This window comes from Undibacterium sp. CCC3.4, assembly GCF_034347425.1.
In the GTDB taxonomy this organism is placed as follows: Bacteria; Pseudomonadota; Gammaproteobacteria; order Burkholderiales; family Burkholderiaceae_D; genus Undibacterium.
Genome location: NZ_CP133779.1, coordinates 2,207,829 through 2,228,903 on the forward strand (window position 1 = coordinate 2,207,829; position 21,075 = coordinate 2,228,903).

The following is a 21,075-nucleotide window of genomic DNA, read 5'->3' on the forward strand; positions in this document are numbered from 1 at the left end:
GGCTTATTCTTTTTCAGTGGAGAGGTCGGCGGCGTCGCTGTCGCTATTGTGGGCGTTCGCGTCGGCGTGCGTATCATCATGCTCGACGATGGCATCGGGCAGAGCAGGGGACGCAGCACGCGCGGCCGGGATTTGGAAAATATCAGACAAGGCACCGTTGATGATGCGGTCTTTCAGACGGTCGGTATCCATCAACAGATCGAGCAGTGGCCCTTCCAGGATCAAATCACCCTTACGCTCGACAAAACCTAAACGCGCCAATTGGCCGAGGTTCATATCCATGCGCGTTTTTTTACCGAGCTTGTCGCCGAAATCGGCCAGCAGGGCGCGATACGACATGCCGATCGAACTGTCTTCCGCACGTGGCAAGGGTTTCTCCTTACCGAACATATCGTTCTGATCTTCCTGCGCCAGTTGGTGCGCTTCTTGCCGCTCACGCTTGGGTAAAATAATCAATGACCACAACACCACCAGCAAGGCCACGCCATCGCGTGCCAAGCCGAAATTATTGTTTTGCCAGGTGTCTTTGGTACCGAACACTTTCGATTCACTGTCGCGCGTCAGCGCCAGCGTGACATGATCGGCATACACATTATCGATGAATTTCATGCCACAGGCTTTGAGACGAGCATCGAGTTCGCTGCGGAAAATTTCATCCGACAAGGCGCGCTTGACCAGCTTATCTTCACGTCGCAGGGTCTGATGCGCGAGCAAACGCGCGATCAGAATTTGTGCATCTTCAGTCATGGGGAGTCCCGTCAGGTGGCAATGGCGTGCGAATCAGGCTGGCCACCGACATCGCGGCGACCTCGCTGTCGTGCAGCTTATGCATTTTATCTTTGGAGTTGAATGTCAGCGGCAGGCGCGCCAGCAGTGCGGTCGCGCCTTGCAAGGCCGATTCATTGATATCGCCAAGCAAGGGCAGCATCGAAGCACGGTAAGAGGCGATGGAAAAATTGGCCGGCAATAAAATATCCTGCAGCGCCAATGGCTGCGCGCTCGCGGCGCTGGCTGTCAGCAAGGCCAGCCAATGATCGAGCTCATGCAAGGCATCGCTATCCTCATTGGCGACCGAAATCGCATTTTCACCGACCGGTAAGGCACCGGCGACGGCCGACACGCGCTGGCTCAGTAATTCACTCTCAGCCACATCAACCATCTCCGAAGGCGTGATGAACAAGGGCGTCACCGGGCTGGCCAAGGCCTCGTCGGCCAGAGATGCCAAATCCTCTTTTTGCAGCAACCAGGTTTTGATATCGGTGGTCGACAAGCCCGATTGACCGAGGTGTACACGCTGGCGCTCGATCTGATTCAAGGCGCGCGAAAACATCCCCTGCATATTGAGCAGCGCACTCTGCGCCCGACCGATCGCTTGCGCGGCCCTATGTGTAGCACTGTCGGCGCGGCTGTCATGGGTAATGGCGAGAATAATCTGCGAGCCTTTTTCTACCCAATCGCAAGCCGTATGCCATTTTTTCTGCGCCGAGCGCAGTTGAAATTCAGAACCGGATGCAATCGCATCGGAAAATTCCTCGGTCAACTCGATCAAGCGCCCCAACAAATGGTGCAATTGTTCTACCGACACCCCACCAACCGCCTGCGCACCCGCCACTTGAGTCAGCATATAACTCATTTCCGCCGGATCGTGCTGGTCTTCCGCTTGCAGTAACGAAGCCAAGGCCGCCAAGACATTGCGTGCCGTCGGCGCGATGCGATACACCGCTTGGCTGGCATCCCAGATCAGCAAACCGGTAGAACGCAAGCGCGCCAGCGCCGTTTCCAGCGCTTCCGGTTCCAGATAGCCGAGCTTGGCATTGATATCGGCGCGGCTCAGCGAAGGCGAATCGACATCGGCGCTCAGCTCGCGCAATACCAACAGACGCAGCAACACGCCATTGAAACCGCCATGAAACAGCGCCGTAAAGGCCTGTATCACCGGCTGGCCACGTCTCAAGGGGAATACAGCGGCAACGTCATCGGGAGAAATCCCGCTTTTGAAATACGTCTGCAGAGCGAGGTCATCCTCAGTCTGGACGGGAGAGTCGTCACTAAAATTTTGCATGCGTCATTTGGTGAATACGTATTTTGTTATTTTGATAATATGGTGAATCTCCTCGCTATTATACCCGCATCAAAAACATGGATAAATATAGTGACATTTTGGTAATGTTAATTATTTAACGGATTGACGATGAGGTTAACGAAACTAATGTCTATTACGATCATTTCCTTCCCTAGCATCTTATCGGTTAGCGAATCTGTGAAAGCAGAGAAGCCGACTAGGGACGCGCGGATTCCATCGCAGCGGAGTTGACCGTTGTCAATGAAGATGCGCTGTAAGGCGACGCAAGTGCACCTCAGTGAAGGCGGGCAAACCGCTTCGATTAAATCCACGCTCAGCGCCATAGCAATCGCCAGCTTCAGAGGCTGTCGCGAAAACCTGGCGGACTTTTTTTATCTCTGAAGCCACGCAAGCCAGGTCATTTTCGCGCTCCTTTGGCGGCAACCCAGTGTCGTTTTCAGCACTGGAAACGCGTCGACGAAACGCACCGAGGCGATGACGCCGACCGCGCACCCGCAGTAATGCTAAAACTCATGCCACTCCCCTGAATCTGCCGCCAGTAAAGGCGTATTCGTGGCGTTACGGCGCGGTTTGCTGCTTAGTGTAGATGCAACTGCTGCTTTGACCGCACTTGCGCGTCGTACCGTGGTCACTTTTGCTGGCGCAGCCGGGCGTTTATCGAGCGCTATCGCCGCCGGCAGGTCGGCGGCATGGAGATGAAACACACTGACGACCTGGACTAAACTATTCGCTTGATCTTGCAAGGATTGCGCCGCAGCGGCGGCTTCTTCTACTAAGGCAGCATTTTGTTGGGTGGCATTATCCATGGCGATGATGGCTTGATTAATTTGGTCTATACCCGAGGTTTGTTCTTGGGTTGCCGCGGTAATCTCGACCATGATATCGGTGACATGGCGAACACTGTCGACGATCTGGTTCATGGTCGTGCCAGCTTGGTCGACCAGTCTGGTACCAACTTCCACTTTTTCTACCGAATCGGCGATCAGGGTTTTGATTTCCTTGGCGGCGCTGGCTGAGCGTTGTGCCAGATTGCGCACTTCGCTGGCGACGACGGCAAAGCCACGCCCTTGTTCACCGGCACGCGCCGCTTCCACCGCCGCATTCAAGGCCAAAATATTGGTTTGAAACGCAATGCCATCGATGACGCCGATGATGTCTGAGATTTTTTTCGATGAGGCATTGATCGAACTCATGGTGTCGACCACTTGCGTCACCACTACGCCGCCTTTGATTGCGACTTCGGAAGCCGACATGGCCAGCACATTCGCTTGGCGCGCATTGTCGGCATTCTGCTTCACGGTACCGGTTAATTCATCCATCGACGAAGCGGTTTGCTCCAAGGCACTCGCTTGCGCCTCGGTACGTGAAGATAGTTCGAGGTTGCCGGAAGCGATTTGCCCCGATGCAGCGGCGATGGTATCGGTGCCAAGCCGAACTTCACCGACTACCGTTACCAGCGCGGTATTCATGTCTCGGAGTGCCGCCAGCAGTTCGCCGGTTTCATTCGAGGTCGAAGCGACCATGACCTGCACCGTCAAGTCGCCTTGCGCCACTTTCTTGGCAAGCTCCACTGCCTCGCGTATTGGTGTGACGATGTTACGTGCCAACCAGAAGGCGATTAACATCGCCAGCGCTGCGGTAGTGATGCCACCGCCAATCAAAGTCCATTGTGTTTGCGCTTGCAGCGTTGCCGCGCTCGCTTCGCGTTGCGTCAGTAAAGTCTGTTCGGCGGCAGCGATGGAACTGATGAGCCCACGCATCGCATCCATGCCTTGCTTGCCCTTGCCAAGTTGCTCATCGGCTACCACGCCCTCCATTTGGCTATCGCTACTATCGGTGCGCAACTGGATGGCTGGGTCAATGGCGCTACTGATCCATGATTGTTGGTTTTGATCGAGTTGTTGCAAGCGCAATTGTTGCTCGGCATTATCGGCCGTCAGCGCTTTGGCTTTATCCAGATGTTGGCGTAAGCTAAGCTTGCCTTGCTTGTAGGGTTCCAGCGAGGCAGGCTTGCCGCTCAGAGAAAAACCGCGTTGCCCGGTTTCGATATTGATCAAGCTTTCCAGTATAGAGCTTACCTCGTCCAGCACCTGATAAGTATGGATGTTGCGCTGGTTGGCCTCGTTGGTCTTGGCTAAATTGGTGCAAGCGATAATAACAAGCACGATTAACAGGGCGATCACTGCGCCAAAGCCAAAATACAAGCGTGGGGCAATTTTGAGGTGGGAGAATTTCATAGTAGTGTGGCTCATCTGATTTGACACGGTAAGTCGGTATCCTCGCGCTGCAAGGAGGATAGAGGCGATGGTGTAATTGGCAATCAGGAGTGTAAAGCTAAGCAATAATCACTTGTGCTTGGGCCGCCGCTTGCCAGTGGCAATATTGCCATAGGACAATATACAGCAGTTATGCGTGCTGACCGGTATGCCGCTAAGTATCGCTGGAAACAGAGGCTGACTTTAACGATAAGTCACAAATCTGTGCTTAATATGTCGACAGCTTGCCGCTGGCAATTAAGCACACCCTTGGCAGCCGGTGACGCCTGCAGCTTGAGTACGGCCAGGAGCTGCGGCGCATAGCGGCGCATCAGAATAGGGTATAGCTCAATCTGGCAGTCCCGATACGCCAAGCAGACCTTGCCTTGCTTACTGCGAGTCAGTGAGATACAATGTAACTCACACTGAAAGGAGGCCGCTATGGCTACCACCACAATGGTTCACGTCCGCGTGGACGAAAAAATTAAGGCGCAAGCCACCGAAACCTTGGCCGCGATGGGCCTGTCTGTTTCCGATGCAGTGCGCGTGTTTTTGATGCGCGTCGTCGCCGACAAGCAAATGCCGTTTGCGCTTAAGGTGCCGAACGTTGAAACTCGCGCCGCGATGGTCGAGGCTGACGAGATTGCACGCACGCATCGCGCCCGTTTTGACTCTGCTACTGAACTGTTTGATGACCTCGAAAAGAACAGCCGCAAGTAAGCGCGCTCCGCTACCTCGTGCTGCGGACTATGCGAAGTCCTTTCTGAAAGACTGGGAACGGTTGTCGCGGGCTGGTTGCTATGACATGAACCGACTCAAGGAAGCGATGCTGCTGCTGATCGCCAACGATGGCCCCCTCGGGCCGGAATGGCTCGATCACCCTTTGGGTGGTGACTGGGAAGGACATCGGGAGTGCCATATCGGCGGCGATTTTTTGCTGGCCTACAAGCTAGATGACGGCGGGAAGCATTGCTTGATTGTGTTCGTGCGCACCGGCACGCATGCCGATTTGTTCGGTTAACGAGAGGCGCGTGACGTACCCTATTAAGGAGACCATGGAAACTCATGGTGAAATGGAACAACAAGAATGTCCACAAAAAATAATAGCTCAGTCCTAAAACGATGAAGATCGTGAAGGCACTGCCGCGACTGGACATTCAATCATTTAATTTGCAATTTTCTCATTTGAGATGAAATATTTAGCCTAGCGATAATACTAAAAAAATTAAAGGGAATTATGATTTACGTAATACTAGTACTAATAGTATTAGGGCTCGTAGCTTGGGCTTTAAATCGTAACGTGCAACGTTTGAATAAAAACTGTCTTTTTAATTTTACAACTTGGCTTGACATATATAAACATGCCGATGGTGCGGAAAAAAAAGGGATGGCTACGGCCCTTATCCTTCAGACCCTGAATTTATCGACTGCACTAGGTGCAATCAGCAATAGTGAAAATTTAGAACTATCCGACCACCTAAAAAATGCAGACCGCGTTCAGGTATTAGAAGAATGGCTAGAGCTAGGATTACCAATTGTTATAGAGGTAATTGGTAAAGAACACGTCGCAACCAGCCAAGCCAGACAGATTGGCATGTACATTTTGGTTTGTTTGAAAGGCGTAAACCCAACCGGCGACCTAAAGCACTTCCTCGCACGGAATCTCGTATAAGTGCTCCTGCTGAAGCAAATTCAGTAGTCTCAACATCACTTCCTATGGGAGTGCTTGGAGTTCTGTGAAATCAGTTTCATAAGCTTACTTAGGTGTAGCGACCTGACAGGTCGCTACACCTAGCGTGCTATTTTTTCCGAATTCTGTGGACACCCGTGATAGCGCAGTCGGCGCGCACGCCAGTGCGCTTATTTACTCCTTGATAGAAACGGCCAAAGCGTGCGGACTGGAACCGTACACATGGTTGCGACGAGTCATACGCAGCTTGCCGCTGACGAAGACGGTAGATGAGGCGCTGTTGCCGTGGAATTTGCATAAGCACGATTTAGCCAGTGAAACCGTTGCTTGAATAGGTTGTTGATGGTGGAGCGCTTACCTTATTCAGATCCGATCAGCGCCCGCCCGCTTATTTAAAGACGGTCTGACGCAAATGCTTGCTGAGATAGCGGTACTGCAGCAACTGTCTATGCGCAGATTCCCGTCGCTCTGGTGGTGCCTGCAGTAAATCATGGGTGATCTCACGCGGGACGCAGTAATAACGCCGCCGGTTATTGTGCATGGACAGAATGCGCCAGCCCTGTGCGGCCAGCCATTCCCATTGTTCATGGTCGATCGCCGTAAACAACTGCATTTGCAAGCGTTCGCGTATCAGCGTGCTGCCGAAGGCCGGTTTTTCCTGGATCGGCAACAAGGCACGCTTGCGCCGAATCCGCAACAAGGTGCGCAGACCATTTGTAATGGCAACATAAAGCGTAGTTTGCATGATCATTCTTGCCGTGTAAAAAACCTGTCTTGATTGTAGACGGGAATGATCAAATGGCCAGTTTTATTATTGTAATAATTGTAACTACAACGCAAGCTACAACTCAATGGATCGTCGCAAGCGACGATGGAAAAGACTCTGGAAGGGGTTTGCATCCCCTCCCATCGCGTCGCTCCTTCGTCGCTCACCGGCCAAAAGAGGCTGTCGCAAAAGGGTATTGAGTCGGTATCATTACCCCGACTGGTGGCCGCGTCGTTCCTGCGTGCTTTTGGCAGGAATCCAGCGACGTTCGTGGTTAACTGAAAATGCCAAAAATTGTGGCATTTTCAGTGTAAAAAACGACACCAGGTTCCCGCCAAAAGCACGCGGGAATGACGAGGTATACGGTGTTTCAGGTGTAAAAAAGCGTCCATCAGGCTTTTGCGACAGCCTCTGAAGGCCGGGGTTTCAAACCCTAGTCAGATTTTTGATGATGGTGAGCCAGCGCTGCTTACGGTGTTGACTCTCAATTACTCGCTGATCGGATCGAGCGCCAAATGACGCGCCAACTCGCCACCATCGCCATGCCAAAAATCGCGATCGGCTTGCTTTACCCGTTCAGCCGCCTGCACCATATGTTCCGTTGCCGCAGCGCGCGCCAGTTCAGGATTTCCCTGGGCAATCGCACTGACGATTTTTTCATGCTCTTGCAGCACTTGAGCAGAAAAATCGGTACGCCGTGCCTCGTTGGCACGCGTTACCTTGACCGCCAACCTGGTCGGCTCAGCAAACATTTTCACAAACTTCACCCAATACGGGTTGCCGGTTGCTTCGGCGATGTTCAAGTGAAAGCGCACGTCTTCCTCCACGCCGTTGACCCCGGCAGCAACGGCTTCTTCGATGCGCCGCAAAGCGTGTTCGATTTCTGCCAGTTGCCCGGGAGTGCGGCGCACCGCCGCCAGTGCCGCCGTTTCTGCCTCCAAACCGCGCCGCACTTCGATCAGATTGAGTAAGGATTGTACCGATTGCTCGGTCAATTCCGCTTCCTTGGCGCTGCGCAGCGTTTCTGTTTGACAAAGAAAGGTACCGCTACCCTTGCGGGTACTGAGGATGCCGCCGCTCTTGAGCAGCGCGATCGCTTCGCGTATCACCGTGCGGCTGACGCCAAAGTGCAAGGCCATGGCTTGCTCGGAAGGCAGTCTGGTGCCTGGTACCAAGTGATCGTCGTGTATTTTTTGTAGCAATTTATCGGCTACGCGCGCGCCCAGCGTACCGGCCGCGAAGCCGCCGTGCGCGTCGCTGGGAAAGGGGAGGGAGAAAATCGTTTGGTCCATGGAGCTGTTCTTTCTTGCAGTCCTCCGAGTGGAGGATCGATGCATTGATTATACAAACATACAGCTTGACACGCATAAAATAGACAAATATCATACAACAAAACAGATTTAATACAAGTTGCCCCTCGCACGGCACGAGCAGCACCAATCAGGCGAGTTCTCACTCATCCACCACATTATGGAGATATTGATGGCAAATTCAGGACTAAACACAACAGGGAGGGGCGGCCGCTCGGCCTCTGCGTCCACAGTCGACGCAGCAGCGGTTTATCGCAAAGTCACATGGCGCATCGTGCCATTCTTAATGCTGTGTTACATCGTCGCCTATCTTGATCGTGTCAATGTAGGCTTCGCCAAATTACAGATGTTGACTGATTTAAAATTCAGCGAAACCGTGTTCGGTCTTGGTGCCGGTGTTTTTTTCATCGGCTATTTCCTCTTCGAGGTACCGAGTAACATCATTTTGCATCGCGTCGGCGCTCGCGTCTGGATCGCGCGCATCATGATTACTTGGGCTGTCTTGTCCGGTGCCTTCATGTTCGTCACGACGCCGTTCATGTTTTACGTCATGCGCTTTCTGCTCGGCTTGGCAGAAGCGGGCTTTTTCCCCGGTATCATCTTGTATTTGACCTACTGGTACCCGGCCGAACGCCGCTCGCGCATGGTCTGCACCTTCATGACTGCCATTCCCTTAGCTGGCGTGATCGGTGGGCCGCTGTCCGGTTGGATCATGGAATCCTTTTCCGGCGTTAATGGTTTGACTGGCTGGCAATGGATGTTCATTCTTGAAGCAATACCGGCTATTTTCCTTGGCCTGATCGTACTGCTGTATCTCGACGATGGTATTCGCTCGGCGAAATGGTTGACTGAAGCAGAAAAATGCTTGCTCGAAGAACGCATCGACCAAGATTCCAAAGACAAGGTTGCTCACCCATCTTTGCGTGCCGTATTTAGCGACGTCCGCGTGTGGCTGATGGCTTTGATCTATTTTTGCTGCGTCATGGGGCAGTACGGTTTGACGTTCTGGATGCCGACCCTGATTAAAACTGCCGGTATCAAAGGCGTCTTCAATATCGGTCTGTTTACCGCGATTCCGTATTCGGCCGCCGTGATCACGATGCTGGTATTAGGACGCAGTTCGGATAAAAGCCAAGAGCGCCGCTGGCATTTGATGATTCCTATGTTACTCGGAGCGGTAGGCTTGGTTGGCAGTGCCTTGGCCGGTACCACCAATACGGAAGTTGCCATCGTTTTCCTCACCATCGCCGCTGCCGGTGTACTGTCTTCGGCACCCTTGTTCTGGAGTTTGCCAACAGCGTTTTTAAATGGTGTCGCCGCTGCGGCTGGTATCGCCGCCATCAATTCGGTCGGTAACTTGGCCGGCTTCGCCAGTCCTTACTTGATCGGTGCGATCAAAGATCTCACGCATTCGACCGATATTGGCATGTACGCCTTGGCCGGTGTGCTGGTGTTCGGTGCCTTGGTCGTGTTCAGACTGCCGGCCCGCATGGTGAATCGTTAATTTTGCCGCCACCGGCTTTCTCAATAGGAGTATTTAAATGACAGTACAAATCAAACGCGTTGGCGTGATCGGTCTCGGTGCCATGGGTATGGGCATCGCCCAATCTTTATTACGTGCCGGTTTCGAGGTGCATGCCTGTGACGTGCGGCCGGAAACGGTGCAAAAGTTAGTCGACTCAGGGGCACACGCTGCCGCCACCCCGGCAGCCCTGGCCCCGCAGGTCGAGGCCTTGCTGATCGTCGTCGTCAATGCACAACAAACTGAGCAAGTACTGTTCGGCGAACATGGCGCGGCTGCCCATTTGGCACCGGGTGCGGTGGTGATTGCCAGTGCCACGGTGGCACCGGAATTTGCCGAAGCATTGGGTGCCCGTTTGGCGGCACTCGGTTTGCGCTTCATCGATGCACCGATTTCCGGCGGTGCGGCTAAGGCTGCCGCAGGGGAAATGTCGGTCATGGCGGCCGGTGCACCGGCTACATTCGAGGTTTGCGCCACGTTGTTTGATGCAATTTGTGCCAAGCTGTACAGGCTCGGTGATCAACCGGGCCAAGGCTCGAAGGTCAAAATGATCAATCAACTCTTGGCCGGTGTTCACATCGCCGCCGCCGCGGAAGCGATGGCACTCGGTATCCGTGCCGGTTGTGATCCCGATGCCCTGTACGAAGTCATTTCCAACAGTGCCGGCAGTTCGTGGATGTTCCAGAACCGCGTACCGCATATCCTCGCCGGTGATTACCGACCGCTGTCTGCCGTCAATATCTTTGTCAAAGATTTAGGCATTGTGCTCGACTACGCGAAAAAAAGCGTCTTCCCGCTGCCGCTCTCGGCAACCGCGCATCAAATGTTCATGCAAGCTTCGGCGGCAGGCTTTGGTGCGGAAGATGATTCTGCGGTGGTGAAAGTATTCCCTGGCATCAGTTTGCCGGTGCCATCCGCAACTGATCAAGCTGCATAAGGGGAAATAACATGGCTGTGTTACTTGGATGTATTGCCGACGATTTCACCGGTGGCACCGACTTGGCCGGCATGTTGGTGAAAGCCGGCATGCGTACCGTGCAATTGATCGGCGTGCCGGACGGTCCGCCGCCTGAGGATGTCGATGCCATCGTGATCGCCCTCAAGTCGCGGACCAGTCATCCCGATGAGGCGGTTGCCGAGTCCTTGGCGGCTTTGCGCTGGTTGCAGCAAGCGGGGGCGCAGCAATACTATTTCAAATATTGTTCGACCTTTGATTCTACCGCGCGCGGTAACATCGGCCCGGTAGCCGAAGCGCTGATGCAGGCACTCGATACCGACTTCACCATCGCCTGTCCGGCGTTTCCTGCCAACGGACGCACGATTTACCGCGGCTATTTATTCGTCGGTGATGAATTGCTGAGCGAATCAGGCATGCGCAATCATCCGCTCACGCCCATGAATGACGCCAATTTGCTGCGCGTCTTACAGCAGCAAGTGCAAGGCAAAGTAGGCTTGGCCGATTACCGCGCGGTCGAGCAGGGTGAAAGTGCCATCGCCGCACGCTTTACCAGCTTACGCGAACAAGGCTGTCGCTTCGCCGTGGTCGATGCCGTGTCAGACCGCGATCTGATAGCGATCGGTGCCGCCTGCGCCGATTTGCCTTTGGTGACCGGCGGCTCCGGCATCGCCCTCGGGCTGCCAGAAAATTTCCGCCGCCGCGGCTTACTCACGCGACGTGATGTGGCCGATTTACTACCGGCTACCGGCGGCTGGCGCGCAGTGATCTCGGGCAGCTGCTCCGTCGCTACTCAACAACAAGTCGCCTACATGCGTTTGCATGCACCGGCATTCCAAATCGATCCACAACAGTTAGCGCGTGGCGACGATGTCGTCAGTGCCGCACTTGAGTGGGCAGCGGCGCATCGCGATGTCGGCCCTATCCTGTTTTATGCCACTGCCGCGCCCGAGAATGTACGTGAAATCCAGCAGCAACTGGGCGTAGCAGCGGCCGGGGCCTTGGTCGAGCAAACGCTGGCCGCCATTGCGCGCGGCTTGATACAGTTAGGTGTGGGACAATTGATCGTCGCCGGTGGTGAAACCTCGGGTGCGGTGGTCAAGGCGCTCGGTGTTTCCGGTCTGCGCATCGGGCCGGAAATCGATCCTGGTGTACCATGGACTACCACCTTACCGAGCGCGCATGACAGTGGCAGTATGCCGCTGGCCTTGGCGCTGAAATCCGGTAACTTCGGCAGCACCGATTTCTTTCTGAAAGCCTGGAGCAAGCTAGCATGACTGTCGCCATCCACAGCCACGCCGAAGAGTCGCGGCAGCGTGAGCAGATCGTCGAATTCGGGCGCTCACTGTTTGAACGTGGCCTGACCGCCGGTAGCAGCGGCAATTTGAGCGTGCGTTTGGAAGATGGTTGGTTGCTCACCCCAACCAATGCCAGTCTGGGTCGGCTTGATCCGGCCAAACTCTCCAAGCTGGACTGGAATGGCCGCAGCATCAGTGGTGATGCGCCGTCGAAAGAAGCCTTTTTACATCGCGCCATGTATCAAAGCCGCGCTGCTGCTGGTGCGATTGTGCATCTGCATTCCACCCATTCGGCCGCGATTTCCTGCATGTGCGGCTTGAATCATGCCGATTGTATTCCGCCGCTGACGCCTTACTTTGTGATGAAAATCGGCCGATTGCCCTTGGTACCCTACCATCGCCCGGGCGACCCGGAACTGGCTGGCGTCATCTCTGCATTAGCGAACAAGCATAGTGCGGTGTTATTGGCCAACCACGGGCCGGTCGTGTCCGGTTCCAGCATCGAGGCCGCCGTCTATGCCGCCGAAGAACTGGAAGAAACCGCCAAGTTATTCCTGCTGTTACGCGACGAGCCTTATCGCGCGCTCGATACCCAACAAATCGATGAACTCAAATCAGCTTTCGGGCTCGATCTCTAATTCGGAAACTACAATGCCAAAATTCGCTGCCAATCTTACGATGATGTTTACTGAAGTCCCGTTTCCGCAGCGTTTTGCTGCCGCAGCGGCGGCCGGCTTCCAAGCCGTTGAATTTCTCTTCCCTTATGATTACACGCCGCAGGAAGTAGCCTCATGGTTGCAAGAAAATAAGCTCGACAGTGCATTGTTCAATTTGCCACCCGGTGATTGGGCCGCCGGCGAGCGCGGTCTGGCGGCGCTGCCAGGACGCGAAGCAGAATTCCAAGCCGGAGTCGCTCGTGCCATCGAGTACGCGTTGGCGCTCGGTACCAAGCGGCTGCACATGATGGCCGGACTGATCCCGGTCGGTGCCGATCATCAACTGCACAGCGAGGTGTATTTGACTAACTTACGTTACGCCGCCCGCGCAGTGGCTGAGCACGGCCTGACCCTGTTGATCGAGCCTATCAATACGCGCGACATGCCAGGCTATTTTCTCAATTCGCAAGCGCAAGCCCATGCGCTCAGAACTGCCGCCGGCGAGTCGAACATCAAAGTGCAAATGGATTTCTACCATGCGCAAATCGTCGAAGGTGACTTGGCAACAACGCTGAAAACCTATTTCAACGACGTCGGCCACATCCAGATTGCCAGCGTTCCCAGCCGTAACGAACCTGACGATGGTGAAATCAACTACCCGTATCTGCTGCGCTTGCTCGACGAATTAGGTTACCAGGGTTGGATCGGCTGTGAATACCGTCCGCGCGGTCGCACCGAAGATGGGCTGGCATGGATGGCTGCCTATCAGCAGGAACGTGCACAATGAAAGTCCTCATTACTGGTGGTGCCGGCTTTCTCGGTCAGAAGCTGGCGCGCGCATTGTTGGCACGCGGTACGCTGAGCAATAGCCAAGGCGTGCTGCAAACTATCGACCAACTGATTCTGATCGATGTGATCGCAGCACCCGACTTCGGTGACAGCCGCGTCAAAGTCGTCACCGGTGACATCACCGATGGCGTCCTGCTGCGCCAACTGATCGACGCTGAGTGTACGTCGATCTTTCATCTGGCCGCCATCGTCAGTGGTCAAGCCGAAGCCGACTTCGATCTGGGCATGCGCATCAACCTCGACGCCGCCCGCCTGCTGCTGGACATTTGCCGTGAGCGCGCACACCAACCCAAGCTGGTTTTCACCAGCTCGGTGGCGGTGTATGGCGGTACGCTGCCAGACTTGGTACAAGACAGCACCGCCCTCAATCCGCAATCTTCGTATGGTGCGCAAAAAGCCATCGCCGAGTTACTGCTCAATGATTTCAGTCGCAAGGGCTATGTTGATGGTCGGGTACTGCGCCTGCCCACCATCAGTGTTCGACCCGGCAAGCCGAACAAGGCCGCCTCATCATTCGCCAGTGGCATCATTCGCGAGCCTTTGCACGGTGAATCATCGGTTTGTCCGGTCGCGCCGGAACTCGGTCTGTGGTTGCTCTCGCCGCAGCGCGCCATCGAATCGCTGATACTCGGGCATGAACTGCCGGCCGCTGCATTCGGCGTCAGCCGCACCATCAATCTGCCTGGTTTGGCGGTGCGTGTCAGCGAAATGGTCGCCGCACTCGCTGTCGTGGCCGGTCCAGAGGTGGTGGCACGTATACAGTATCAGCCCGATCCTGCGATTGAACGTATCGTGCAAAGCTGGCCGAGTGCTTGGGACACGACGCGCGCGCGCCTGTTGGGCTTTTCTGCCGACGAGAATTTTGCCGCCATTATTCGCGCCTATCTCGCCGACGCGTAGAGTGAAATTGAGAGTAGCGCTTCCAGAATCGGCAGTGTGAGTACGCGTCAAGCTGAAATGTAAGAAAATACATGTAGCGCCGACTGATCTGAGTATCAGTTTGCGCATATATATAGAAGCACATTTCAAGGAGCCTCACATGACACAAACGACGACACAAACGACGATGGAAGTCGCCACCCTCGGTGGCGGATGTTTTTGGTGCCTCGATGCGGTGTATCGGCAAATCCGCGGCATCCACAGCGTAGTCTCCGGTTATGCCGGCGGCAGTGTCGATACGCCGAGTTACGAACAAATATGTACCGGACGCACCGGCCATGCCGAAGTAGTGCGCCTGACCTATGATGCCAGCATCATCAGCTACCGCGATCTGCTCGAGATCTTTTTCACTATCCATGACCCGACTACCTTGAACCGTCAGGGTAATGATGTCGGTAGCCAGTATCGTTCGGTGATCTATTTTCACGACGATGCCCAACGCGCCATCGCCGCAGAACTGATCGGCACCACGGCGGAACTGTGGGATGCACCGGTCGTTACCGAACTCACGCCGGTGCCGCGCTTCTATACAGCTGAAACCTACCACCAAGATTATTTCCGCCAAAATCCGCAGCAAGGCTATTGTTCTTATGTCGTGCAACCGAAAGTCGCTAAGGCGCGCAAGGCATTTGCGACCAAGTGGCTGGCGTGATTTAAAATAATATAAATTATTTACCCTATCTACTTGCGCTGCCCGCCTGCGCTTGCTATAGTCCTACTCCCGCTGACGAGTGCAGCGAGATAGCAACAAGGCAAGCGTCTTACCCCGGCAATGTTTGAATAAAACGGCGTCAAGTAAAACAGGGTGTTGACAGTCAAGCGCAAATGCCTCATAATCTCGTTTCTCTGCTGCTGACGAACACAACGCTTCGTAGCAAACCTCGCAAGAGGAAGCGGAAAAGAATACGGTTCTTTAACAATTAACAGTCAATAAATGTGAGCACTTGATGAAAGCGCACCGAACAAATTTATTTGTTCGGCATGCTTAAAAAATATCAAATGCTTCACAAGAAATAAAATAGGAAAATCATTTAGCAATAGATGATGGAACTGTCAGTATTTTGAGTGAGCGATCTGTCGGCAACGACAGAGTTCAGAAATGAACACAAAAACAGAGATTAAACTGAAGAGTTTGATCCTGGCTCAGATTGAACGCTGGCGGCATGCCTTACACATGCAAGTCGAACGGCAGCGCGGGGTAACTTGGCGGCGAGTGGCGAACGGGTGAGTAATATATCGGAACATACCCTAGAGTGGGGGATAACGTAGCGAAAGTTACGCTAATACCGCATACGCACTAAGGTGGAAAGTGGGGGATCGCAAGACCTCATGCTCATGGAGTGGCCGATATCTGATTAGCTAGTTGGTAGGGTAAAAGCCTACCAAGGCGACGATCAGTAGCTGGTCTGAGAGGACGACCAGCCACACTGGAACTGAGACACGGTCCAGACTCCTACGGGAGGCAGCAGTGGGGAATTTTGGACAATGGGCGCAAGCCTGATCCAGCAATGCCGCGTGAGTGAAGAAGGCCTTCGGGTTGTAAAGCTCTTTTGTCAGGGAAGAAACGGCATGCTCTAATACAGCGTGCTAATGACGGTACCTGAAGAATAAGCACCGGCTAACTACGTGCCAGCAGCCGCGGTAATACGTAGGGTGCAAGCGTTAATCGGAATTACTGGGCGTAAAGCGTGCGCAGGCGGTTATATAAGTCAGATGTGAAATCCCCGGGCTCAACCTGGGAACTGCATTTGAGACTGTATGGCTAGAGTGTGTCAGAGGGGGGTAGAATTCCACGTGTAGCAGTGAAATGCGTAGATATGTGGAGGAATACCGATGGCGAAGGCAGCCCCCTGGGATAACACTGACGCTCATGCACGAAAGCGTGGGGAGCAAACAGGATTAGATACCCTGGTAGTCCACGCCCTAAACGATGTCTACTAGTTGTCGGGTCTTAATTGACTTGGTAACGCAGCTAACGCGTGAAGTAGACCGCCTGGGGAGTACGGTCGCAAGATTAAAACTCAAAGGAATTGACGGGGACCCGCACAAGCGGTGGATGATGTGGATTAATTCGATGCAACGCGAAAAACCTTACCTACCCTTGACATGTACGAAAGCCTGAAGAGATTTAGGTGTGCTCGCAAGAGAATCGTAACACAGGTGCTGCATGGCTGTCGTCAGCTCGTGTCGTGAGATGTTGGGTTAAGTCCCGCAACGAGCGCAACCCTTGTCATTAGTTGCTACATTTAAGGTGAGCACTCTAATGAGACTGCCGGTGACAAACCGGAGGAAGGTGGGGATGACGTCAAGTCCTCATGGCCCTTATGGGTAGGGCTTCACACGTCATACAATGGTACATACAGAGGGCCGCCAACCCGCGAGGGGGAGCTAATCCCAGAAAGTGTATCGTAGTCCGGATTGTAGTCTGCAACTCGACTGCATGAAGTTGGAATCGCTAGTAATCGCGGATCAGCATGTCGCGGTGAATACGTTCCCGGGTCTTGTACACACCGCCCGTCACACCATGGGAGCGGGTTCTGCCAGAAGTAGTTAGCTTAACCGTAAGGAGGGCGATTACCACGGCAGGGTTCGTGACTGGGGTGAAGTCGTAACAAGGTAGCCGTATCGGAAGGTGCGGCTGGATCACCTCCTTTCTAGAGTAGCGCCGTAGTTGAGTGTTCACTTTTATTGACTGTTAAATTAAATAACGAGAAAAGCTTGGTAGTGATACCAGGGAAGCCAGTTATTCCTCAGTAAGCGTCGCGAGCGCTTCAAGGTTCAATCCAGAAGCGCAGTCGTACTTCGGTACGACGAGCATCGGAGATTGAAGATTGAAGTGCGCAGTAGCTTAATGAGGTATAAGAGGGGGATTAGCTCAGCTGGGAGAGCACCTGCTTTGCAAGCAGGGGGTCGTCGGTTCGATCCCGTCATCCTCCACCAGTATTAGTCAATGCAGATAAGCGGGTCTGTAGCTCAGTTGGTTAGAGCACCGTGTTGATAACGCGGGGGTCGTTGGTTCGAGCCCAACCAGACCCACCAAGAAATAGCAAACCTAAGTCAGCGAATGAGTAAGACGCAGAGATTTAGGTTTGATCTTTCAAAGCGAAAGTCAGAGTAATAAGTAGTATCTCGTTCTTTAACAATTTAGAAGAAGTAAAGTAGAAATAATCAAATTATTTCTGTAAAGGATAACATCGGAAGATGTTGTCGTTCGGTATGACGACAGTCATGCTGGATAATTTATGGAAGGGTTATGATTGTATCGAAACAAACAATGTATTAAAAAGAGTTTGATCAAAAGCAGCCGAAAGGCAGTTTTAGAAAAAAATAAATTCTTGAGATACGGCAAACGCTAAAGTAATACTCATAAGTAGTAAAGAACTATAACCGCTTTCTGGCGATGAACCTGGTTTCAGCAATGAAACGAGACGCCAGAAGCTAAAGTTATAGGGACAAGTGACTAAGTGCACATGGTGGATGCCTTGGCGATATCAGGCGATGAAGGACGTAGTAGCTTGCGATAAGCTGCGGGGAGTGAGCAAACACACTTTGATCCGCAGATTTCCGAATGGGGAAACCCGGCCGTAAGGTCATTGCATACTGAATACATAGGTATGCAAAGCGAACGTGGCGAACTGAAACATCTAAATAGCTACAGGAAAAGAAATCAACCGAGATTCCCAAAGTAGTGGCGAGCGAAATGGGAAGAGCCTGCAAGATTTAGCATTTTTGATAGACAAACGCAATGGAAAGTGCGACCAAAGAGGGTGATAGTCCCGTAGTCGAAATCATCAATGTGGAACTAAGCTTGCGACAAGTAGGGCGGGACACGTGAAATCCTGTCTGAACATGGGGGGACCATCCTCCAAGGCTAAATACTCGATATCGACCGATAGTGAACCAGTACCGTGAGGGAAAGGCGAAAAGAACCCCGGGAGGGGAGTGAAATAGATCCTGAAACCGTGTGCATACAAACAGTAGGAGCGGACTTGTTCCGTGACTGCGTACCTTTTGTATAATGGGTCAGCGACTTACATTCAGTGGCAAGGTTAACCGCATAGGGAAGCCGTAGAGAAATCGAGTCCGAATAGGGCGAATCAGTCGCTGGGTGTAGACCCGAAACCAAGTGATCTACTCATGGCCAGGTTGAAGGTGCGGTAACACGCACTGGAGGACCGAACCCACTAATGTTGAAAAATTAGGGGATGAGCTGTGGGTAGGGGTGAAAGGCTAAACAAACTTGGAAATAGCTGGTTCTCTCCGAAAACTATTTAGGTAGTGCCTCTTGTATCACCGTCGGGGGTAGAGCACTGTTATGGCTAGGGGGTCATCGCGACTTACCAACCCATTGCAAACTCCGAATACCGACGAGTGCGAGCAAGGGAGACAGACATCGGGTGCTAACGTCCGGTGTCAAGAGGGAAACAACCCAGACCGCCAGCTAAGGTCCCAAAGTATAGCTAAGTGGAAAACGAAGTGGGAAGGCTAAAACAGTCAGGAGGTTGGCTTAGAAGCAGCCACCCTTTAAAGAAAGCGTAATAGCTCACTGATCGAGTCGTCCTGCGCGGAAGATGTAACGGGGCTAAGCTATACACCGAAGCTGCGGATATCCATTTATGGATATGGTAGGAGAGCGTTCTGTAAGCCTGCGAAGGTGTCTTGTAAAGGATGCTGGAGGTATCAGAAGTGCGAATGCTGACATGAGTAGCGATAATGGGGGTGAAAAGCCTCCACGCCGTAAGCCCAAGGTTTCCTGTTCAACGTTCATCGGAGCAGGGTGAGTCGGCCCCTAAGGCGAGGCAGAGATGCGTAGCTGATGGGAAGCAGGTTAATATTCCTGCACCGTCGTATGATGCGATGGGGGGACGGATCGCGGAAGGTTGTCCGACTGTTGGAATAGTCGGTTTCTGGCTCAAAGAAGGCGCTTAGGCAAATCCGGGCGCGGAATTCAAGGGGTTGGGACGAGTGCACTAGTGCATGAAGCAATCGGAAGTGGTTCCAAGAAAAGCCTCTAAGCTTCAGTCATACGAGACCGTACCGCAAACCGACACAGGTGGGCGAGATGAGTATTCTAAGGCGCTTGAGAGAACTCGGGAGAAGGAACTCGGCAAATTGGTACCGTAACTTCGGGATAAGGTACGCCCTTGTAGCTTGACTGCCCTGCGGCAGAAGGGTGAAGGGGTTGCAATAAACTGGTGGCTGCGACTGTTTAATAAAAACACAGCACTCTGCAAACACGAAAGTGGACGTATAGGGTGTGACGCCTGCCCGGTGCTGGAAGATTAAATGATGGGGTGCAAGCTCTTGATTGAAGTCCCAGTAAACGGCGGCCGTAACTATAACGGTCCTAAGGTAGCGAAATTCCTTGTCGGGTAAGTTCCGACCTGCACGAATGGCGTAACGATGGCCACACTGTCTCCTCCCGAGACTCAGCGAAGTTGAAATGTTTGTGATGATGCAATCTACCCGCGGCTAGACGGAAAGACCCCATGAACCTTTACTGTAGCTTTGCATTGGACTTTGAATCGATCTGTGTAGGATAGGTGGGAGGCTTAGAAGCGTGGACGCCAGTTTGCGTGGAGCCATCCTTGAAATACCACCCTGGTTTATTTGAGGTTCTAACCTTGGCCCGTTATCCGGGTCGGGGACAGTGCATGGTAGGCAGTTTGACTGGGGCGGTCTCCTCCCAAAGTGTAACGGAGGAGTTCGAAGGTACGCTAATTACGGTCGGACATCGTGATGATAGTGCAATGGCATAAGCGTGCTTAACTGCGAGACTGACAAGTCGAGCAGGTACGAAAGTAGGACATAGTGATCCGGTGGTTCTGTATGGAAGGGCCATCGCTCAACGGATAAAAGGTACTCTGGGGATAACAGGCTGATTCCTCCCAAGAGTTCATATCGACGGGGGAGTTTGGCACCTCGATGTCGGCTCATCACATCCTGGGGCTGTAGCCGGTCCCAAGGGTATGGCTGTTCGCCATTTAAAGTGGTACGTGAGCTGGGTTTAAAACGTCGTGAGACAGTTTGGTCCCTATCTGCCGTGGGCGTTGGAAGTTTGAAGGGGGCTGCTCCTAGTACGAGAGGACCGGAGTGGACGAACCTCTGGTGTATCGGTTGTCACGCCAGTGGCATTGCCGAGTAGCTATGTTCGGAAGAGATAACCGCTGAAAGCATCTAAGCGGGAAACTCGCCTTAAGATGAGACTTCCCAGAGACTAGATCTCTTTAAAGGGTCGTTCGAGACCAGGACGTTGATAGGCTGGGTGTGGAAGTGCAGTAATGCATTAAGCTAACCAGTACTAATTGCCCGTAAGGCTTGTCCCTATAACCTTAGCAGGTATAGGCTACGAGTGAGTTAATGAAGTGTTTGCCGAAAATGTTCGGTACAAATCATAACCAAAAAAAAATAACAAGATTATTAAGACTTTACTTCTTCTGAATTGGATTGATTGCGTGCCTCAGAGTAAGGAGGTACACAATGAATCAACAAGTTATGCCTGATGACCATAGCTAGTCGGCCCCACCCCTTCCCATCCCGAACAGGACCGTGAAACGACTACGCGCCAATGATAGTGCTGCAACCAGTGTGAAAGTAGGTTATCGTCAGGCTTCTATTCTGCATGCCCCCGTTCTCTTGTGAGAGCGGGGGTTTTGCTTTTGTGCGAACGGTTTGTGGCGTGCTCAAGCGCTCAATTCGGCATTTAAAAAATTGCCCTTGATCGACGTTCCCACTCTGAAGGCACTAGCGTG

Annotated in this window: 15 protein-coding genes, 2 tRNA genes, 3 rRNA genes and 1 pseudogene; 16 read left to right on the forward strand and 5 right to left on the reverse strand. The window is 53.1% G+C overall.

The genetic code is table 11. The features are described from left to right. Nucleotides 1-3: 3 nt before the first annotated feature. From RHM61_RS09895 to RHM61_RS09905, 3 genes are all read right to left on the reverse strand, one after another. On the reverse strand, nt 4-747 hold the full coding sequence (locus RHM61_RS09895) for a hypothetical protein (protein ID WP_322250946.1): 744 nt from the start codon (nt 745-747) through the stop codon (nt 4-6). Further along, the gene (locus RHM61_RS09900) at nt 740-2,062 is read right to left on the reverse strand and encodes a hypothetical protein (protein WP_322250947.1); all 1,323 of its coding nucleotides are present in this window, start codon (nt 2,060-2,062) and stop codon (nt 740-742) included. Before RHM61_RS09900 ends, RHM61_RS09895 begins: the two co-directional genes overlap by 8 nt. A gap of 524 nt (nt 2,063-2,586) precedes the next feature. Continuing rightward, nucleotides 2,587-4,320 carry a methyl-accepting chemotaxis protein gene (locus RHM61_RS09905; protein ID WP_322250948.1) on the reverse strand — a complete coding sequence of 578 codons (1,734 nt, stop codon included), beginning with the start codon at nt 4,318-4,320 and terminating at the stop codon, nt 2,587-2,589. A gap of 459 nt (nt 4,321-4,779) precedes the next feature. On the opposite strand from RHM61_RS09905, the gene RHM61_RS09910 reads away from it, so the two are divergent. From RHM61_RS09910 to RHM61_RS09925, 4 genes and pseudogenes are all read left to right on the forward strand, one after another. Next, on the forward strand, nt 4,780-5,058 hold the full coding sequence (locus RHM61_RS09910; RefSeq protein ID WP_322250949.1) for a type II toxin-antitoxin system RelB/DinJ family antitoxin: 279 nt from the start codon (nt 4,780-4,782) through the stop codon (nt 5,056-5,058). Then, nucleotides 5,030-5,359, forward strand: a complete 330-nt coding sequence (locus RHM61_RS09915) for a type II toxin-antitoxin system YafQ family toxin (protein ID WP_323493357.1) — start codon at nt 5,030-5,032, stop codon at nt 5,357-5,359. The genes RHM61_RS09910 and RHM61_RS09915 overlap by 29 nt, the downstream gene beginning before the upstream one ends. Before the next feature lie 279 nt (nt 5,360-5,638). Then, the gene (locus tag RHM61_RS09920; RefSeq protein WP_322250950.1) at nt 5,639-6,010 is read left to right on the forward strand and encodes a hypothetical protein; all 372 of its coding nucleotides are present in this window, start codon (nt 5,639-5,641) and stop codon (nt 6,008-6,010) included. A gap of 157 nt (nt 6,011-6,167) precedes the next feature. Next, nucleotides 6,168-6,359: pseudogene (locus RHM61_RS09925) on the forward strand (transposase domain-containing protein); the annotation flags it as partial. Nucleotides 6,360-6,416: 57 nt separating this feature from the next. Here RHM61_RS09925 and RHM61_RS09930 read toward each other — a convergent pair. Together RHM61_RS09930 and RHM61_RS09935 are read right to left on the reverse strand one after the other, a co-directional pair. After that, a complete protein-coding gene (locus tag RHM61_RS09930) occupies nt 6,417-6,773 on the reverse strand; it encodes a hypothetical protein (protein ID WP_322250951.1) in 357 nt (118 codons plus the stop codon). Nucleotides 6,774-7,282: 509 nt separating this feature from the next. After that, nucleotides 7,283-8,086 (reverse strand): FadR/GntR family transcriptional regulator, encoded by an 804-nt coding sequence (locus RHM61_RS09935; RefSeq protein ID WP_322250952.1) that lies wholly within the window; start codon nt 8,084-8,086, stop codon nt 7,283-7,285. A gap of 190 nt (nt 8,087-8,276) precedes the next feature. On the opposite strand from RHM61_RS09935, the gene RHM61_RS09940 reads away from it, so the two are divergent. The 12 genes from RHM61_RS09940 (at nt 8,277) to rrf (ending at nt 20,934) form a co-directional block, all read left to right on the forward strand. Continuing rightward, on the forward strand, nt 8,277-9,608 hold the full coding sequence (locus RHM61_RS09940) for an MFS transporter (protein ID WP_322250953.1): 1,332 nt from the start codon (nt 8,277-8,279) through the stop codon (nt 9,606-9,608). Nucleotides 9,609-9,645: 37 nt separating this feature from the next. Further along, entirely contained in the window at nt 9,646-10,563 is a 918-nt protein-coding gene (gene ltnD, locus RHM61_RS09945) for an L-threonate dehydrogenase (RefSeq protein WP_322250954.1), read from the forward strand. An 11-nt stretch (nt 10,564-10,574) separates the two neighbouring features. Then, on the forward strand, nt 10,575-11,858 hold the full coding sequence (otnK, locus tag RHM61_RS09950) for a 3-oxo-tetronate kinase (RefSeq protein WP_322250955.1): 1,284 nt from the start codon (nt 10,575-10,577) through the stop codon (nt 11,856-11,858). Beyond that, the gene (gene otnC / locus RHM61_RS09955) at nt 11,855-12,517 is read left to right on the forward strand and encodes a 3-oxo-tetronate 4-phosphate decarboxylase (protein ID WP_322250956.1); all 663 of its coding nucleotides are present in this window, start codon (nt 11,855-11,857) and stop codon (nt 12,515-12,517) included. The genes otnK and otnC overlap by 4 nt, the downstream gene beginning before the upstream one ends. 13 nt (nt 12,518-12,530) lie before the next feature. Then, complete coding sequence (gene otnI, locus RHM61_RS09960; protein ID WP_322250957.1) at nt 12,531-13,322, forward strand: 2-oxo-tetronate isomerase; 792 nt, start codon at nt 12,531-12,533, stop codon at nt 13,320-13,322. Continuing rightward, a complete protein-coding gene (denD, locus tag RHM61_RS09965; RefSeq protein ID WP_322250958.1) occupies nt 13,319-14,284 on the forward strand; it encodes a D-erythronate dehydrogenase in 966 nt (321 codons plus the stop codon). The genes otnI and denD overlap by 4 nt, the downstream gene beginning before the upstream one ends. 139 nt (nt 14,285-14,423) lie before the next feature. Next, a complete protein-coding gene (msrA, locus tag RHM61_RS09970) occupies nt 14,424-14,975 on the forward strand; it encodes a peptide-methionine (S)-S-oxide reductase MsrA (protein ID WP_322250959.1) in 552 nt (183 codons plus the stop codon). Nucleotides 14,976-15,443: 468 nt separating this feature from the next. Next, a 16S ribosomal RNA gene (locus tag RHM61_RS09975) occupies nt 15,444-16,977 on the forward strand. 210 nt (nt 16,978-17,187) lie between these two features. After that, nucleotides 17,188-17,263, forward strand: a tRNA-Ala gene (locus tag RHM61_RS09980). A gap of 22 nt (nt 17,264-17,285) precedes the next feature. Then, nucleotides 17,286-17,362: transfer RNA gene (locus RHM61_RS09985), tRNA-Ile, on the forward strand. A 411-nt stretch (nt 17,363-17,773) separates the two neighbouring features. Continuing rightward, nucleotides 17,774-20,649 (forward strand): 23S ribosomal RNA (locus tag RHM61_RS09990). Between the two features lie 172 nt (nt 20,650-20,821). Next, nucleotides 20,822-20,934: ribosomal RNA gene (gene rrf, locus RHM61_RS09995) — 5S ribosomal RNA — on the forward strand. The 16S, 23S and 5S rRNA genes sit together here with 2 tRNA genes alongside, the layout of an rRNA operon. Nucleotides 20,935-21,075 lie beyond the last annotated feature (141 nt).